Source organism: Xanthobacter pseudotagetidis (genome assembly GCF_043194795.2).
Lineage (GTDB): Bacteria > Pseudomonadota > Alphaproteobacteria > Rhizobiales > Xanthobacteraceae > Xanthobacter > Xanthobacter tagetidis_A.
On the sequence record NZ_CM195534.1, the window covers coordinates 4,086,306 to 4,102,251 of the forward strand.

Annotated in this window: 13 protein-coding genes and 1 pseudogene; 10 read left to right on the top strand and 4 right to left on the bottom strand. The window is 69.5% G+C overall.

All coding sequences use genetic code 11. From position 1 onward, the window contains the following. The first annotated feature begins 516 nt into the window (after nucleotides 1-516). The 5 genes and pseudogenes from V5F67_RS18785 (at nucleotide 517) to ggpS (ending at nucleotide 4,938) form a co-directional block, all read left to right on the top strand. Nucleotides 517-747 carry a helix-turn-helix transcriptional regulator gene (locus V5F67_RS18785; RefSeq protein ID WP_394020764.1) on the top strand — a complete coding sequence of 77 codons (231 nt, stop codon included), beginning with the start codon at nucleotides 517-519 and terminating at the stop codon, nucleotides 745-747. 109 nt (nucleotides 748-856) lie between these two features. After that, nucleotides 857-1,015, top strand: a pseudogene (locus V5F67_RS18790) (JAB domain-containing protein); the annotation flags it as partial. 541 nt (nucleotides 1,016-1,556) lie between these two features. Beyond that, complete coding sequence (locus tag V5F67_RS18795; protein WP_394020763.1) at nucleotides 1,557-2,684, top strand: NAD(P)H-dependent glycerol-3-phosphate dehydrogenase; 1,128 nt, start codon at nucleotides 1,557-1,559, stop codon at nucleotides 2,682-2,684. After that, nucleotides 2,684-3,427: an HAD family hydrolase gene (locus tag V5F67_RS18800; RefSeq protein ID WP_394020762.1), complete on the top strand. Its 744-nt coding sequence runs from the start codon at nucleotides 2,684-2,686 to the stop codon at nucleotides 3,425-3,427. Before V5F67_RS18795 ends, V5F67_RS18800 begins: the two co-directional genes overlap by 1 nt. Further along, entirely contained in the window at nucleotides 3,424-4,938 is a 1,515-nt protein-coding gene (gene ggpS, locus V5F67_RS18805) for a glucosylglycerol-phosphate synthase (RefSeq protein WP_394020761.1), read from the top strand. The genes V5F67_RS18800 and ggpS overlap by 4 nt, the downstream gene beginning before the upstream one ends. A gap of 129 nt (nucleotides 4,939-5,067) precedes the next feature. Here ggpS and V5F67_RS18810 read toward each other — a convergent pair whose 3' ends face one another. The 4 genes from V5F67_RS18810 to V5F67_RS18825 form a co-directional block, all read right to left on the bottom strand. After that, complete coding sequence (locus V5F67_RS18810) at nucleotides 5,068-6,048, bottom strand: Bug family tripartite tricarboxylate transporter substrate binding protein (RefSeq protein ID WP_394020760.1); 981 nt, start codon at nucleotides 6,046-6,048, stop codon at nucleotides 5,068-5,070. Nucleotides 6,049-6,235: 187 nt separating this feature from the next. Further along, nucleotides 6,236-7,195: a Bug family tripartite tricarboxylate transporter substrate binding protein gene (locus V5F67_RS18815; RefSeq protein ID WP_394020759.1), complete on the bottom strand. Its 960-nt coding sequence runs from the start codon at nucleotides 7,193-7,195 to the stop codon at nucleotides 6,236-6,238. A 416-nt stretch (nucleotides 7,196-7,611) separates the two neighbouring features. Then, a complete protein-coding gene (locus tag V5F67_RS18820) occupies nucleotides 7,612-8,808 on the bottom strand; it encodes an amidohydrolase family protein (RefSeq protein WP_394020758.1) in 1,197 nt (398 codons plus the stop codon). Nucleotides 8,809-8,825: 17 nt separating this feature from the next. Further along, nucleotides 8,826-9,413, bottom strand: coding sequence for an amino acid synthesis family protein (locus V5F67_RS18825; RefSeq protein WP_394020757.1), 588 nt, complete (start codon nucleotides 9,411-9,413; stop codon nucleotides 8,826-8,828). 79 nt (nucleotides 9,414-9,492) lie between these two features. Here V5F67_RS18825 and V5F67_RS18830 point away from each other — a divergent pair, with 79 nt between their 5' ends. From V5F67_RS18830 to V5F67_RS18850, 5 genes are all read left to right on the top strand, one after another. Beyond that, nucleotides 9,493-10,161, top strand: a complete 669-nt coding sequence (locus V5F67_RS18830; protein ID WP_394020756.1) for a DUF4286 family protein — start codon at nucleotides 9,493-9,495, stop codon at nucleotides 10,159-10,161. A 3-nt stretch (nucleotides 10,162-10,164) separates the two neighbouring features. Beyond that, on the top strand, nucleotides 10,165-10,860 hold the full coding sequence (locus tag V5F67_RS18835) for a GntR family transcriptional regulator (RefSeq protein WP_394020755.1): 696 nt from the start codon (nucleotides 10,165-10,167) through the stop codon (nucleotides 10,858-10,860). A 533-nt stretch (nucleotides 10,861-11,393) separates the two neighbouring features. Beyond that, entirely contained in the window at nucleotides 11,394-12,512 is a 1,119-nt protein-coding gene (locus tag V5F67_RS18840; RefSeq protein ID WP_394020754.1) for an alpha-hydroxy acid oxidase, read from the top strand. Between the two features lie 62 nt (nucleotides 12,513-12,574). After that, nucleotides 12,575-14,350 (top strand): thiamine pyrophosphate-binding protein, encoded by a 1,776-nt coding sequence (locus V5F67_RS18845; RefSeq protein WP_394020753.1) that lies wholly within the window; start codon nucleotides 12,575-12,577, stop codon nucleotides 14,348-14,350. Between the two features lie 65 nt (nucleotides 14,351-14,415). After that, complete coding sequence (locus V5F67_RS18850) at nucleotides 14,416-15,861, top strand: aldehyde dehydrogenase family protein (RefSeq protein WP_394020752.1); 1,446 nt, start codon at nucleotides 14,416-14,418, stop codon at nucleotides 15,859-15,861. Nucleotides 15,862-15,946 lie beyond the last annotated feature (85 nt).

The window sequence follows — 15,946 nt, forward strand, 5'->3', positions numbered from 1 at the left end:
GTGGTGCGCATGCCCACGTAACCAAGATGGGCCGATTTCGCAGCGCAACTTAAGCTTTTGATTTTACTGATAAAACTGGAGCGGGCGAAGGGATTCGAGCCCTCGACCCCAACCTTGGCAAGGTAGTGCGCTCTTTGGATGCGAACTTTTCGCCCAATCGCCGAAGCAATCCCTGATTGCAATGGCGCACCCGACACGATTCGAGCGTGTGGCCTCCGCCTTCGGAGAGCAACGGTCGATCCCTGCCATCGAAGATAACCGGCGCGCTGAATCCGGTAGTGCACCCACCTATTTTTATCCGCAGATAGCCCTCCTACCTACGCCTTTCGAAAAGGCCTTCCCTCCTCGCCTGCTCTTGTTGCATCGATACCCGTGCAACAGCGTGAGCCGCCGGAGACTGCCAAGACCGTCGGTGATCCTAAATGACGGCCACGCTCAGAGGAAACACCTCGCGCTCGACAATTACGCCATGATCGGCGGTGCAACGCTGGCGCGCCGCCTCTCGCAGGAGGCAGTATGTCCGAGACCAAATTTTTCACGCCCGAAGAGGTTAGCGAGCGCTATCGCGGAGGCGTGTCCGTAGGAACACTTCGAAATTGGCGTGCCATGAAAATTGGCCCGTCGTTCGTTAAAATCGGCAAGGCCGTCCTCTATCCGATCGACGCGCTTGAAGCGTGGGACGAAAGGAACAGGGTTCAATGCCGTGCTTCACAGCGCGTCAACGAGCATGTCGATGATTGCTCGTGATGATCACGATCGAGCATTGCAGACATACCCCACTCCCCGGCACCACTCACTCATGGTTCTGGAAAAATTAAATCAATTTCATCATGTTATGAAGCCGCTTCGGGTGTGCCACAACCACCCTTCGGGCGACCCGACGCCCTCGCGCGCCGACATCGACATGACGCGCAAGATCATCGACGTGGCGAAGCCCTTGGGCATCGAGGTCCACGACCACATCATCGTCGGCAAGGAAGGCCATGCGAGCCTGAAGGGCCTCAAGCTGATCTGACACGCGCGCGGCAGGACCGCCGCGCCGGGGGCTGCCCCTCGCCCAGGAAACGGGCGGGACCGGGCGCCGTGCCGCCGGGCTGAAGCCCCAATTTCGCCACGGACTGGACTTTCCGCGAGCGATGCGGTAGATATCGCGACCTACTGGAGGCTACGAGCCTCTGTTCGCGCCGCTGCCGCGTCTTCTGGCGCCTGTGTGTTGCAGCGTCACCAGTGCTGATTATCGCACCGCCGGGGGAATGACTTCATCAATTGGCCCATGCGAAGCACATTGTGCTTCGATGTGATCGCGCTTGATTGCAGTCTTGTCGGGCCGGGCGCAGGGATAAAGCAAGACGTCTCTGCATCACCTTGGGGCCGGCATGCCCGTGCCGGCCTGTGTCCAGGTTATTGATGGCAATGGCCTCCGCGATCCTCCCGCACGGCGGGTGGATCGGGCCTCCAGTCGTTCTCCCCTCCCTGCGGGCCGCCGGCCGGCCCCGCACACCGATCCGCGGCGGCCCACGCCCCGCGGCGGATGAAACAGGAGAGATGGACCGCCCATGATGCATCATCCGGACAACTGGCCTCCCCGGGACCGTCGCGCCTTCGCGCGTCTCGCTGTCATCGGCGCCGGCGCCTGGGGCACCGCGCTCGCCGTGACCGCCGTCCGCGCCGCCCGTGGCGTGACCTTGTGGGCGCGCGAGCCGGACGTCGCCGAGGCGATCGCGCGCACCGGCGTCAACGGCACCTTCCTGCCCGGCGTGCGCCTGCCCGGCGCCATCCGCGCCACCTGCGTCCTCGCCGATGCGGCCCGCATGGCGGACGCGATCCTCCTGGTGGTGCCGTCCCAGCATTTCCGCGCCGCCTGCCGCAGCCTGGCCGACGTGCTGCCGGGCGGCGTGCCAATCGTCATCTGCGCCAAGGGCATCGAGCGCGGCACCGGCCTTCTGCTCGAGGCGGTGGCGGCGCGCGAGCTGCCGGGATCGCCCATCGCCGTGCTCTCGGGGCCGACCTTCGCCCATGAGGTGGCCGCCGGCCACCCCACCGCCGTCACCGTCGCCTCGCGCGACGTGGGCGCCGAAGGCGAGGCCTCGCTCGCCGCGCGCGTCGCCGTGACGCTCGCCAGCCAGGCCTTCCGGCCCTACGTGAGCCAGGACGTGACCGGCGTCGAGGTGGGCGGGGCGGTGAAGAACGTGCTGGCGCTCGCGAGCGGCATGGCGAGCGGCCTCGGCTTCGGCGCCAACACGCGTGCCGCCGTCATCACCCGCGGGCTGGCCGAGATCGCCGCCCTGTGCGAGGCCCTCGGCGGCCAGCGCGAGACCGTCGCCGGCCTCGCCGGCGTGGGCGACCTCACCTTGACCTGCTCGTCCGAGCAGTCGCGCAACATGCGCTACGGCATGGGCCTCGCCATGGGCCGCACCCCGGCCGACATGTTCGACGGACGGCCGGTGGTGGTCGAGGGAGTGGAGAACGCGGTCTCCGTCACCGACCTCGCGCGCCGGCTCGGCGTCGACATGCCGATCTGCGAGGCCGTGCGCGCGGTGATGGAGGGCATGCCCATCGGCGAGGCCATGGCCGCTTTGCTCGACCGGCCGCTGCGGGCGGAGCCGCGCGGCATCGCGCTCGACCTGCCGCGCCCGCCCGGCGCCGCGGATGCGCTCCCCGCCCGCGTCCAGGAGCAGTCCTGATGCGGCGTGCAGGCGGGCCGCTCGTTCTCGCGACCGACCTCGACGGCACCTTCCTCGGCGGCAGCGACGCCCAGCGCGCGGATCTCTACCGGTGGATCGAGGCCCACCGGCAGGACCTCACCCTGGTGTTCGTCACCGGCCGCGACCTGCCCTTCGTGCGCGATCTGGCCGCGCGCGGCGTGCCACGCCCCGACTTCGTCGTCGGCGACGTGGGCACCACCGTCGCCGGCGGGCCCGGCCTCCACCCGCTGACCGAGCTGGAGCGGCCCATCGCCGAGGCCTGGGACGATGCCGGGGCTCGGGTGCGTGCGATGCTGGAGGAGGAGCCCGGCCTGACGCCGCAGCCCACGGAATTCCGCTACCGCATGAGCTATCTCTACGACCCCGGCGTCCTGCGCCCGAGCGCGCGGGAGAAGGTCGAGGCGGCCGGCTTCGACTGCCTCACCTCCGCGGACACCTTCTTCGACGTGCTGCCGCGCGGCGTCTCCAAGGGGCCGACGCTGGTGCGGCTGGTCGCGCACCTCGCCGTCGCGCCCGACGCGGTGCTGTGCGCGGGCGACACGATGAACGACCTGTCCCTGTTCCGCACGCCCTATGCCGGCGTCGCCGTGGGCAATTCCGAGCCCGCCCTCGTCCGCGCGGTCGCGGACCGGCCCAACGTCTATCTCAGCCGGCTTCCCGGCGCCGCCGGGATCGCCGACGCGCTCGCGCGTCTCGGCTTCATGGAAGGGGGAGCGAAATGAAGAAATCCGACCTCGTGATCGTCTACCACCGGCAGCCCTACGAGGAGGTGGTGGAGGACGGTAAGACCACCTACCGGGAGCATGCCAGCCCGAACGGCATCGTGCCGACCCTGAAGAGCTTCTTCGGCGCCGTCGATCAGGCCGCGTGGGTCGCCTGGAAGCAGGTGGACCCGAAGGCGCAGAAGCGCTTCGAGCGGGTGGTGCGGATCGAGGATTCGTACGGCAGCTACAACGTCTCGCGCCTGCCTCTCACCGCCCACCAGGTGCGCAGCTTCTACCACGTCACCTCGAAGGAGGCGCTCTGGCCGATCCTCCATTCCTTTCCGGAGAAGTACAATTACGATCCGGTGGACTGGGAGACCTTCCGGGAGGTGAACTGGCTGTTCGCCGAGGCCGCGGTGGCGGAGGCGGCGGAGAATGCGGTGGTCTGGGTCCACGACTACAATCTGTGGCTCGTGCCGCGCTACGTGAAGCAGTTCCGGCCGGACGTGAAGGTGGCGTTCTTCCACCACACGCCCTTCCCGGAGCCGAGCATGTTCAACATCCTGCCCTGGCGGGCGGAGATCATCGAGAGCCTGCTCGCCTGCGACCTCGTGGGCTTCCACGTGCCGCGCTACGCCATGAACTTCGTCTCCACCGCGCGCAGCCTGAAGAAGGTGGAGATGATCGAGGAGGTGCCGGTGGGCGACGGCCTCTCGCCCTATGGCATGGCGCTCTCGGTGCCGCAGGTTCCCACCCGCATCGGCTATGAGGGGCGCGAGATCGCCATCGAGGCGCTGCCTGTGGGCACCAATGCCGGCTTCATCGACGAGCTGTGCCGGAACCCCTCGACCCACGCCCGCGAGGCGGATATCCGCGCCGCGCTCGGCGGTCGGAAGTTCATCGTCTCGGTGGGCCGCTCGGACTACACCAAGGGCACGCGTGACCTGCTGCTCGCCTATGAGCGGCTGCTGGGGCGGCGCCCGGAGCTGCGCGAGAACGTCCAGCTCATGGTCACCTCGGTGTCCGCCAATGCGGGCATGGCGGCCTACCGGACCGTGCAGCGCGAGATCGAGCAGATCGCCGGCCGGATCAGCGGCAGGTATGCCACCTTCTCCTGGCAGCCTCTGGTGCTGTTCACCTCGGCGATCCCGTTCGAGGAGCTGGTCGCCTATTATCGCTGCGCCGATGTGTGCTGGATCACGCCGCTGCGCGATGGGCTCAACCTCGTCGCCAAGGAATATGTGGCGGCCCGCGCCGACATGAAGTCCGGGGCGCTGGTGCTGTCCGAATTCACCGGCGCGGCGGTGGAGCTGCCAACGGCGGTGATGGCCAACCCCTACTCCAACCGCAACATGGATTCGGCCATCGACCAGGCGCTCGACATGTCGCCCGAGGAGCAAGGCGAGCGGCTGGCGGCGATGCTGGAGCAGGTGCGCCGCTACGATTCCGCCCACTGGGCGCGGCACACCCTCGCGCGCTTCAGGGACCTCGCCGGCGCCGGGCTGCCGCAGCCCGAGATCGCCGCCTGACGCCCTGAAACCGTGCCCCGGCGCTGCCGCCGGGGCATGGAAATGGCCGAAACCGCGCCCCGGCGCAGCCGCCGGGGCATGGGAACGGCTTAAACCGCGCCCCGGCGCAGCCGCCGGGGCGCCTGGCGGTCAGTTGATCTCGATCCCGGCCGCCTTGATGATCTTCGCATAGCGCGCGGTGTCGGCCCTGATGCGGGCGAGGAAGGCCTCGCCGTCGATCCCCGCCGCCTCGGCGCCGGCGGTGTTGAGGCGCGCCACCACGGCGGGATCGGCGAGCGCCGCCTTCAGGTCCTTCGCCACCTTGGCAACGATGTCGGCGGGCGTGCCCTTGGGCGCGAACAGGCCGACCCAGATCGAGGCGTCGAAATCGGCGATCCCGGCCTCGCTGGCGGAGGGCCAGTCGGGGGCAAGCTTGGTGCGGTCCTTGGTGGTCATGCCGAGCACCTTCACCTTGCCGGACTTCACGTGCGGCAGCGCCGAGGAGACCGCGAGCACGCTCACCGGCACCTCGCCGCCGGCGATGGCGGCGGCCGCCGGCGCGCCGCCCTTGTAGGGCACGTGCAGCAGCTTGGTGCCGGTGATCATGGCGAACCACTCGGCGGTGAGGTGGTTCATGGTGCCGGCGCCGGGCGAGGAATAGGCGATGTCGCCGGGCTTGGCCTTCGCGGCGGCGATGAACTCCACCAGCGAGCCGTAGGGCGCGTTCACGTTCGCGGCCCAGAGCAGCGGCGTATTGGTGACCATGGCGATGGGGATGAGATCCGCCTGCGGATCGTGGGTCAGGTTCTTGTAGAGCGCGGGATTGATGGTGATCTCGCCGTTGGTGGCCATCAGCAGCGTGTAGCCGTCGGGCGCCGACCGCACCGCCGCGTCGACGCCGATGGTGCCGCCGGCGCCGGGCCGGTTCTCCACCACCACCTGCTGGCCCCAGATCTCGGTGAGCTTGGCGCCCACCACCCGCGCCGCGATGTCGGTGACGCCGCCGGGCGCGAAGGGGACGATCAGGTGCACCGGCCTGTTGGGCCAGTCCTCGGCCGAGGCGGCCGGCGCCGTGGCAAGGAGCGCGAGCGCGGCGAGCGGCGCGGCGGCGCGAACGAGGGTCTTCAGCATGGTCGGTTCCCTGGATTGACTTTGGAGGTCGCCCACGATGCGAACCGCCCTCGTTCGGGCAATGCGAAGCCGCCGGCCCCCGGCCGGGGGGCGCGCGGACCATCTCAGGCGGATGCGTCAGGCACCGGAACCGGCCTCCCGGCCCGCACGGGCGCTGCGCGCCCGCGGGGCGGGGAGGCCGGCGCGGTCATTTCTCGGGCTTCAGGCCGATGGCCTTCACCAGCGGTCCGAAGCGCGCGTCCTCGCCCTTGTAGAACTCCGCGAGCTCCGCCGGGGTCGAGCCCACGAACACGGCGCCCTGAGGCTCCATGCGCGCGCGCAGCTCGGGATCGGCGGTGATCTTGGCGATGTCGGCGCTCATCTTGTCGACCACCGCCTTGGGGGTGCCCTTCGGCACCACTATCGAGGTCCAGGACTGCGCCTGCAGGAACGGGAAGCCGGCTTCCGTGGAGGTCGGCACGTCCGGCAGCTGGGCGGACCGGGTCGGGGCCAGCACCGCGATCGGCCGCAGCTTGCCGGCCTTGATGTTCGGCATCACCTCGGTCGGCACGCCGGCATAGAACTGGAGCCGGCCGGCCACGAGATCCACCACGCCCTGCCCGCCGCTCTTGTACGGCACGTGGACGAGGTCGATCTTCTCCTTCTGGGCCAGCATCTCGCCGATCAGATGCGGGGTCGTGCCGGCGCCCGGCGAGGGATAGGTGAGGCCGGGATTCTTCTTCGCATACTCCACCAGATCCTTCAGGCTGTGGATCGGCAGGTTCGCGTTCACCACCAGCACCAGCGGGTAGTAGGCGATCAGCGACACCGGCTCGAAGCTCGCCGTGGTGTAGGGCAGGTCCGGATAGACGTGCTGGGTGATGATGAAGGGCGGCGGCGCGACCATCATGGTGTAGCCGTCCGCCGGCTGCTTGGCGGTGTAGGCGGCGCCGACGGTGGTGGTGGCGCCGGGCTTGTTCTCTACCACCACCGGCTGCTTCCACATGTCCGTGAGCTTCTGCGCGATGCTGCGGCCCATGATGTCGGACGACCCGCCGGGCGAGTACGGCACCACCAGGGTCACGGGCTTGGTGGGAAAGTCCTGCGCCCCGGCAGCGGCGGGAGCCAGCAGCGCCGGCAGCAGCGCGAGGGCATATTTCCAGTTCATGTGTTGGTCCCTCTGGTTATCTGAAAATATGAACGTCAGACAATCTTCATGCGCACGCCCGGCCGATGTCAATATGCCTACGGATCGAAGCTAAATTTTTCAGCATTCGCCGCGTTCCGCGCCAACGCGAAGGCGCAATCTGCCCCATTCGGGGTCAGTGGGCCGGGAGCGGCAGGGCAGATGAAGGCGAGGTCGTGGGGGGGACGGCTCGCGACGAAAGCGGCATCCCGCCACGCGCCCCGCCGTCATCCCCCGGCTTGTCCGGAGGGTCCATGCGGCGGCGGGGAGCGGCCTCCCGTTTGGCAAGGAGCAGGGGGCACAGTGGATGCCCCCTGTGCAAGCCGGGTCATGACGGACCGCATGAAGACAGGCCGTCGCGGAACGCCGGGCGGCGCAGTCGCCCGCGCCGCTCGTCCTCAGTGCGCGGCGGCGCCGAAGTCCTGGGGCACGGTGTTCCTGGCCACCCTCACCTTCTTCATGGTCTCGGGCGTGTTGCGCGAGCGGCCGACCACGCGCGGCACGCCGGCGGTGACCACCGCGCCCACGGCGGGAACATCGCCGTTCACGAGCCCGGCGAGGGCATCGTTCCGTGAGCCGCCGGCGCAGGCGTCGATCACCACCACGTCGGCATCCCGGCCTGGCGCGATGATGCCGCTGTTCAGCTGGTAGACGCGGGCGTTGTTGCCGGTGGCCGCGGCGATGGCGATCTCCGGCTCCATGCCGCCGAGCGAGGCGAGATGGCTCAAGGTGTAGAACATGCCGAGCGGCATGATCCCGCTGCCCGTGGGCGTGTCGGTGGCGACCAGAAGGCGGTCGAGGCGCCCGGCCTCGGCGAGCAGCTTGGCGACCAGGAGCGTGGTGCGCAGGTTGCCGGCGGTGCACACCTGCATGGCGACGTCCGATTCGCCCACGAGGCGCGGGAAGTCGGCATCCGGAATGGCGGTGGGGCCGCCATTCACGTGGTAGGACACGTCGGGCGCGATCTTCAGCACGTGGTCGGCCCAGATGCCCGACGAACCAGGGATGGACGAGCCGCCGGTGTGCACCATGGAGACCATGCCGTGCGCCCGCGCCATCGCCACCAGGGGGGCGTACTCGTAGGGCGTGGCGAAGGCCCCGAAGCCGGCCTTCACCATCCACACGCCGAGCTTCGCCAGCTCGGCGAAGTCCGCCTCCGTGAGGCCCGGCTCCAGGATCAGCGAGCCGGCATGGACCCGCATGCCGCCCGGCCGGTAGGTCTCGAAGCACTTCATCGCCGCGACCGCGAGCGCCTTCACGCCCGCCACGTCCTTGGGCCGTCCGGGCACGTGCACCTCGGAGGCGCTGATGGCGGTTGTCACCCCGCCATGGACGTAGCTTTCCAGGAAGCCCACAGTCTTCTGGCGCGGGGTGTAGTCGCCGAAGGTGATGTGGACGTGGGAATCGATCAGGCCTGGAATGGCGGTGGCGCCATCGGCGTCGATCACCACGTCGCAGGCCTCGACCGCGGCGGCGCCGAGCGTGCCCACCGCCTCGATCCGGCCGTCCGCCATGAGGATGCCGTCGCCCGATGTCACCGGGGCCGACAGGTCGCCGGTGACGATCCGGCCGAGATTGACGATCGCGGTGCGCATGACAGCCCCCTCCCCGCTCAGGCGGACGCCTCGGCCTTGCGCGCCACCACCTCGTCGTGCGTCAGCCCGCCCACGCGCGCGTTCAGCCGCCCGCCGCTGGCGAGGCAGAAGATGATCGCCACCTCGTCCGGCTGCGGCCCGTCCGGCACCACCAGCGACATGCCGTCATAGTGGGAGCGGACGTAGACGTCGTCCTTGTGGTTCATGGGCACGTCGATCATGGTGCCGGGCGCGGCCACCTTGGTCATGGACGATATCCAGGCATCGCCGCCGCCGATGGCGTCGCGGATCGGGTTGGCGAACACCGTGGTGAGCAGCGCGTTGGCGTGCTCCTGCTCGCCGGCGAGACCGACGATGCCGGCCTTGCCGTAGCTCTGGGCGGAATGGGGGCCGAGCGCCTCGACGGCGAGCTTGGCGACGAACTGGCCGAGCGGCACGCTGGCCTCGATCAGCGGCTTCAGATCCTCCACATAGCCCTTCCCGGCCAGCGGATTTTCGACGATCGCGACCACCGCCACCTTGCGCACCGGCGCGGCGGACTTGCGCCCCTCGCTCTCGTTGCGATCTTCGACGGTGACGATGGTTCGGCGCACATTGAGCTGCATGCGGATCTCTCGAAGGCTTGACTTCAGCGGTCGCGCGACTATGACTTTGTCAGACAATTTGTCAATCGGAAGATCAGTGATGCAAACGAAAGCGCCGTCGATCCTCTTCTCCGAAATGGCGCCCGGCCCCAGCTTCGAGGACAAGTTCCATCGCTGGTACGACGAGGAGCACATCCCGATCCGCATGGCCTGCCCGGGCTTCGTCAGCGCCCAGCGCTACGCGCGCGAGGACGGCAAGGGCTATCTCGCGGTCTACGAGATGGCGCATCTCGGCGTCATGTCCACGCCCGCCTACAAGGTGGTGAAGGAGCAGCCCTCCGAGCTCACCGCCTGGATGCTGAAGAACGTGACCGGCTTCACCCGCTATCTCGCCGACGAGACCTTCGAGCGGGTGCAGCCCGGCGCCTTCGATCCCATCGACGCGCCGGTCCTCTACGCGGTCTCGTTCAACGTGCCGGCGCAGGCCCAGGCCGAGTTCGACGCCTGGTACGAGACCGAGCACATCCCGCTCCTGATGGCGAACAAGGATTGGCTGATGGTGCGGCGCATGCGCGTTGCCGATGGGGTTCCCGAGCCCTATACCCATCTGGCATTGCATTATCTTGCCGATTCGCGTGCCCTCGCCGCGCCGGAGCGCGAGAAGGCCCGCGGGACGGAATGGCGGGCGCGCCTTGCGGCCAACGACTGGTTCAAGGCGACCTATACCGTGTTCCGGCGCCATGGTCCGCGCCAGCTTGGCCGAGGTTGAACCGTGCGACCTTCCGACCTGCGCGTCCTGCCGAAAACCGTCCAGCAACAGGCGGTGGAGAAGCTGCGCTCCGCCATCATCGCCGGCATCTTCAAGCCCGGCGACCGGCTGGTGGAGGTGGACCTGTGCGAGATGCTCGGGGTCTCGCGCCCCTCGGTGCGCGAGGCGCTGAGGAGCCTGGAGGCCGAGCGGCTCGTCTCCATCATCCCCAACCGCGGGCCGCAGGTGCCGGTGCTCACCCTTGAGCACGCCGGCGAGATCTACCAGGTGCGCGCGCTGCTGGAAGGCGAGGCCGCCGCCTTGTGCGCCCGCAACGCGACGCCCGCGGACATCAAGGCCATGGCGGGCGCCCTGTCCGCCTTCGCCAAGGCGGTGCGCGGCGACGATGCCGCCGGCCGGGTCGCCTCCACCGCCGACTTCTACCGCGAGATCACCCGGGTGTGCGGCAACCGCATCATCGAGGAGACGCTCCAGGGCCTGCTCGCGCGCATCAACTTCCTGCGCGCCCGCTCCATGTCGCTGCCTGGACGGGGCAGGCAGAGCCATGCGGAGATGAAGGCCATCCTCGAGGCGGTCGAGAAGGCTGATCCCGAAGCCGCGCGCGCGGCCGCGGTGCGCCACGTCGCGCAGGCGCACCTCGCCGCCCGCCACGCCTTCGAGGCCACGCCCGAGCCCGACAAGGTGGCGTCCCGCGCGTGATCGCCCGGCGCCCAAGCCTTGGGGGGACAGGCCGCCCCCACCCCGCTTTCCTCGCCCGTCTCCCCACCGCCTTCATGCTCCGGCTCGACCGGAGCATCCATCCGCTGGCGGCTGGGCACGCCGCCGCCGTCCATGGGCCTTCGGTCAAGCCGGAGAGCGACGGCGGGGTGGGGTGGCGGCGGCAGGGAAATGCCCCATGCCAGCCAAGAAAGCCGCTGTCATGCCCCGGCTCGTCCGGGCATCCACCCTGCCGCCTGTGGGCGGCCGAAAGATGAAGCGCCGGACCGGCCGCCGCGTGGATCCACCGGACAAGCCGGGGGAATGACGGCGGTGAAAGGAGCGACAGGGCGCTGAAGCCTGCCGCTGCCGTCATGCTCCGCTCGACCGAAGCACCCGGTTGCCGCCGCCGATGGCCCGCACAAAAATTGAGCGCCCATGCCGTTGACAGCTTTGTCTGACAATCTTAACGTAAATACATTCAACATGTAGCCTCTTGGCAGGCTCCAGCTCTCGATTTCCCGTTCAAGGCCCCCATGGCAATGCTGGATCGCCCCCGTACCGTCGCCGAGTTGTTCCAGCGCGCCCATGCCGCGCTCGACGCGCCGGTCTGGGACTATCTCACCGGCGGCGCCGAATCGGAGACCAGCCTGTGCCGCAACCGCCGCGCGCTCGATAGCCTCGCCTTCGTGCCCCGGGTGCTGCGCGACGTCTCCCGCATCGATCTCGGCGCCGACTTCCTCGGCACCCCCATTGCGCTACCGCTCTTTCTCGCCCCCGTGGGATCGCTGCGCCTGTTCGATCCGCAGGCCGCCGCGGCCTGCGCCCGCGCCGCGGAAGCGGCCGGCGTGCCCATGTTCATGAGCATCATGGCCCAGCCCACCCTGGAAGAGGTGCGCGCGAGCGCCCCCGGCGCCATCCTGGTGCTCCAGCTCTACATGCGCGGCGGCCGCGACTGGCTCGACGAGACCGTGGCGCGCGCCGAGGCCGCCGGCTGCGCCGCCCTCTGCCTGACCGTGGACGCCGCGGTCTACGGCCGGCGCGAGCGCGACCTCGTCAACCGCTACTCCTCCGCCCAGGCGGTGGACCGCGCCAATCTCGGTGACCGCAAGGACGTGCAGATCGCCGAGGAGCAGGCGCAGCTCTCGTTCGACACCATCGCCTGGCTCAAGTCCCGCACCCGCCTGCCGCTCATCGTCAAGGGCGTGCTCGACGCCGAGGACGCCCGGCTGTGCGCCGAACACGGGGTCGACGTGGTCTATGCCTCCAACCATGGCGGGCGCCAGCTCGATCATGCGGTGGCGGCCCTCGACCAGCTGGGAGACATCTGTGACGCGGTCGCCGGCCGCGCCCGCGTCTTCGTCGACGGCGGCTTCCTGCGCGGCACCGACATCGCCAAGGCGCGGGCGCTGGGCGCCGACCTCGTCGGCCTCGGCAAGGCGCAGGGCGCGGCGCTGGCGGCCGGCGGCGAAGCCGGCGTCGCGCGCCTCATCGCGCTCCTCGGCGAGGAGCTGCGCACCACGCTCGCGCTGCTGGGCTGCCCGTCCCTCGGCAGCCTCGGGCCGCATCTGCTGCGCAAAGCGGCACCGGTCGGCCCCTCCACCGCCTTGTCCACCCTGCGCCTGCCGGCCCCCGCCGGCCTGCCGCCCCGATAGCCCGCGCGGTCAGCCGCTTGGCCCGTCCATTGCACCCTCTTCCAGTCCAGAAAGACGAGCGAATGAAGAACATCGAACGCCCGAAGGTCACGCCCACCAACAACGCCGAGTGGGGCAGCGACGTCGCCGCCCGCATGCTGCGCGAGCTGGACATCCCCTACATCTCGCTCAATCCCGGCGCGAGCTATCGCGGGTTCCACGACAGCCTCGTGAACTATCTGGGCAACGAGGCGCCGCAGATGCTGCTGTGCCTCAACGAGGACCACGTGGTCTCGATCGCCCACGGCTATGCCAAGGTGACCGGCAAGGCCATGGCCTGCGTGCTGCACTCGAACGTCGGCCTGCTGCACGGCTCCATGGGCATCTTCAACGCCTGGTGCGACCGCGCGCCGATGATCGTGGTGGGCGCCACCGGCCCGGTCGCGCCCGAGAAGCGCCGCCCCTGGATCGACTGGATCCACACCGCCAAGGACCAGGGCGCGCTCCTGCGCGACTACATCAAGTGGGATGACGAGCCGCGCTCGCCGCACGGCATCGTCGAGGCCTTCCTGCGCGGCAACCAGCTCACCAACGCCCAGCCCACCGCGCCGGTCTATATCTGCCTCGACGCCGGCCTCCAGGAGCAGAAGCTCGACGAGCCGGTGGCGATCCCCACCACCGCGCGCTATCAGCCCGCCGCCACGCCGCGCGCCAATGCGGCCGACATCGAGACCGTGGCCGAGATGCTCGCCAAGGCCGAGAACCCGCTCATCCTGTTCGGCCGCGCCGGCCGCGACCAGGTCGCCTGGGACCGCCGCGTGCGCCTCGCCGAGCTGTCGGGCGCCTCGGTGATGACCTCGATCCGCGAGCGTTCCGTGTTCCCGACCGCGCACGGCCTGCACGTGGTGCCGCCCTTCTACTGGCTGAGCCCCACCGCCAAGGAGATCGTGCGCAAGGCGGACGTGATCGTCTCCTTCGACTGGGTGGACCTCAACGGCTTCCTGCTGCAGATGACCCGCTCAACCGAGAGCTATCCGGCCAAGATCGCCCACGTGACGCTCGACGCGTCGCTGCACCGCGGCTGGAGCATGGACTATTTCGCGCTCCCGCCGGTGGACGTGCCGATCGCCGCCGGCGCCGACGAGGTGGTGGAGGACGTGCTGGCGCTGCTGGAGCGCAAGCTCGCCGGCAAGGCGAAGTGGGACGGCACGAGCCGCAACACTTATCCGGTGCCGGCCTACAGCGCCGGCGCCGCCACCGAGCTTGCCCCGCGCGACATCGAGATCGCGCTCGCCAAGGCCCGGGGCGAGGAGACCTTCACCCTTGCCCACGTCACCATCGGCTGGGCGGGCGACGCCTACCACTTCCGCGACCCCTACGACTTCATGGGCCATGACGGCGGCGCGGGCCTTGCGGCCGGCCCCGGTCTCACGGTCGGCGTCGCGCTGGCGCTCAAGGACGAGGCCCGCCCGGTGGTGTCGGTGCTGGGCGACGGCGACTTCCTGCAGGGCGTCACCGCGTTGTGGACCGCCGCCCACTACGGCATCCCGGCGCTGTTCATCGTCTCCAACAACCGCTCCAACTTCAACGACGAGATCCACCAGGAAGCGGTCGCCAAGGCGCGCAGCCGCCCGCCGGAGAACCGCTGGATCGGCCAGCGCATGGACGAGCCGGTGGTGGACCTCGCGGGCATGGCGCGGTGCCAGGGCGTGGAGGCCGAAGGCCCCATCAAGACGGTCGCGGAGCTTGAGGAGGCCATCAAGCGCGGCCTTGCCGCCGTGCGCGCCGGCAAGCCCTACCTGCTCGATGTCCACGTCACGCCGGGCTATGCCAATCCGCCGCTCTCCCGCGGCGCCTGACTTCCGAACAGACCCTCCCCCGGCCCAAGGGCCGGGGGCCTCGAACGACGAGGAGCATCAGCGCGATGAGCAACAACACCAAATTCTACATCAACGGCGAATGGGTCGACCCGGTCGCGCCTCGGCTGTTCGACGTCATAAACCCGGCGACCGAGGAGCCGGCAGGCCAGATCAGCATGGGCGGCGCGGAGGACGTCGACCGGGCGGTGAAGGCCGCCCGCGCCGCGTTCACGACCTTCTCGAAGACCACCAAGGAGGAGCGCCTCGCCCTCCTGCACCGCATCATCGCGGTGTTCGAGACCCGCATGGACGACCTCGCCGGCGCCATCACCGCCGAGATGGGCTCGCCGCTCTGGTTCGCCATGCAGGTGCAGACCAACACCACGCTGGAGCACTTCAAGGAGGCCGCCAAGGTCCTGAAGGACTACGATTTCGGCCACATGCTCGGCGGCACCACGAAGATCGTGCGCGAGCCGATCGGCGTGTGCGGCTTCATCACGCCGTGGAACTGGCCCATCAACCAGGTGGCGTCGAAGTTCGCGCCCTCGCTCGCGGCCGGCTGCACCTGCGTGGTGAAGCCCTCCGAGATGGCGCCGCTGAGCACCATCATCCTCACCGAGATCCTGCATGAGGCGGGCGTGCCCAAGGGCGTGTTCAACCTCGTCAACGGCGACGGGCCGACGGTGGGCGAGGCGATCTCGCGCCATCCCGACATCGACATGGTGTCCTTCACCGGCTCGACGCGGGCCGGCATCCTGGTGGCGAAGGCGGCGGCCGACACGGTCAAGCGCGTGCACCAGGAGCTGGGCGGCAAGTCCGCCAACATCATCCTGCCGAGCGCGGACCTGGAGGCGGCGGTCTCGGCCGGCACGCTGCGCGCCTTCACCAACACCGGACAGTCGTGCCAGGCGCCCACCCGCATGCTGATCCACCAGGACCAGCTCGCCGAGGCGACCGCGATCGCGAAGCGCACCGCGGAAGGCGTGGTGGTGGGCGACCCGCTGGCCGATGGCACGCGCCTCGGCCCGCTGGTGAGCGAAGCGCAGTTCGACCGGGTGCAGAACCTGATCCGCATCGGCATCGAGGAGGGCGCGACGCTCGCCGCCGGCGGCCTCGGCCGCCCCGCCGGTCTCAACCGCGGCTATTACGTGAAGCCGACCGTGTTCTCCGACGTGACGCCGGCCATGACCATCGCCCAGCAGGAGATCTTCGGCCCGGTGCTGTCGATCCTGCCCTACAAGGACAGGGCCGACGCGATCGAGATCGCCAACGGCACCATCTACGGCCTCGCCGGCTATGTGTGGGCGGGCTCGTTGGAGGAGGCGCGCGCGGTCGGCATGGAGCTGCGCGCGGGACGCATCTACCTCAACGGCGCCCCGCACGGGAAGCTGCAGGACGTGGAGGCCCCGTTCGGCGGCTACAAGCAGTCCGGCAACGGCCGCGAGGCCGGCATCTACGGCCTCGAGGACTTCCTCGAGATCAAGGCGATCCTCGGCTACGAGGTGGCCTGATTTCGTCCGCCGCCCGCCGTCCTGCGGCGGGCGGACACTTGCGCGGACCGACCGAAGAGCCGGCCGCGGCCCGACCGACCGATCC

Bases quoted from the DNA above. Each gene is read 5' to 3' on its own strand.
- V5F67_RS18785 (WP_394020764.1), top strand. From the start codon at position 517: ATGTCCGAGACCAAATTTTTCACGCCCGAAGAGGTTAGCGAGCGCTAT.
- V5F67_RS18795 (WP_394020763.1), top strand. From the start codon at position 1,557: ATGATGCATCATCCGGACAACTGGCCTCCCCGGGACCGTCGCGCCTTC.
- V5F67_RS18800 (WP_394020762.1), top strand. From the start codon at position 2,684: ATGCGGCGTGCAGGCGGGCCGCTCGTTCTCGCGACCGACCTCGACGGC.
- ggpS (WP_394020761.1), top strand. From the start codon at position 3,424: ATGAAGAAATCCGACCTCGTGATCGTCTACCACCGGCAGCCCTACGAG.
- V5F67_RS18810 (WP_394020760.1), bottom strand. From the start codon at position 6,048: ATGCTGAAGACCCTCGTTCGCGCCGCCGCGCCGCTCGCCGCGCTCGCG.
- V5F67_RS18815 (WP_394020759.1), bottom strand. From the start codon at position 7,195: ATGAACTGGAAATATGCCCTCGCGCTGCTGCCGGCGCTGCTGGCTCCC.
- V5F67_RS18820 (WP_394020758.1), bottom strand. From the start codon at position 8,808: ATGCGCACCGCGATCGTCAATCTCGGCCGGATCGTCACCGGCGACCTG.
- V5F67_RS18825 (WP_394020757.1), bottom strand. From the start codon at position 9,413: ATGCAGCTCAATGTGCGCCGAACCATCGTCACCGTCGAAGATCGCAAC.
- V5F67_RS18830 (WP_394020756.1), top strand. From the start codon at position 9,493: ATGCAAACGAAAGCGCCGTCGATCCTCTTCTCCGAAATGGCGCCCGGC.
- V5F67_RS18840 (WP_394020754.1), top strand. From the start codon at position 11,394: ATGGCAATGCTGGATCGCCCCCGTACCGTCGCCGAGTTGTTCCAGCGC.
- V5F67_RS18845 (WP_394020753.1), top strand. From the start codon at position 12,575: ATGAAGAACATCGAACGCCCGAAGGTCACGCCCACCAACAACGCCGAG.
- V5F67_RS18850 (WP_394020752.1), top strand. From the start codon at position 14,416: ATGAGCAACAACACCAAATTCTACATCAACGGCGAATGGGTCGACCCG.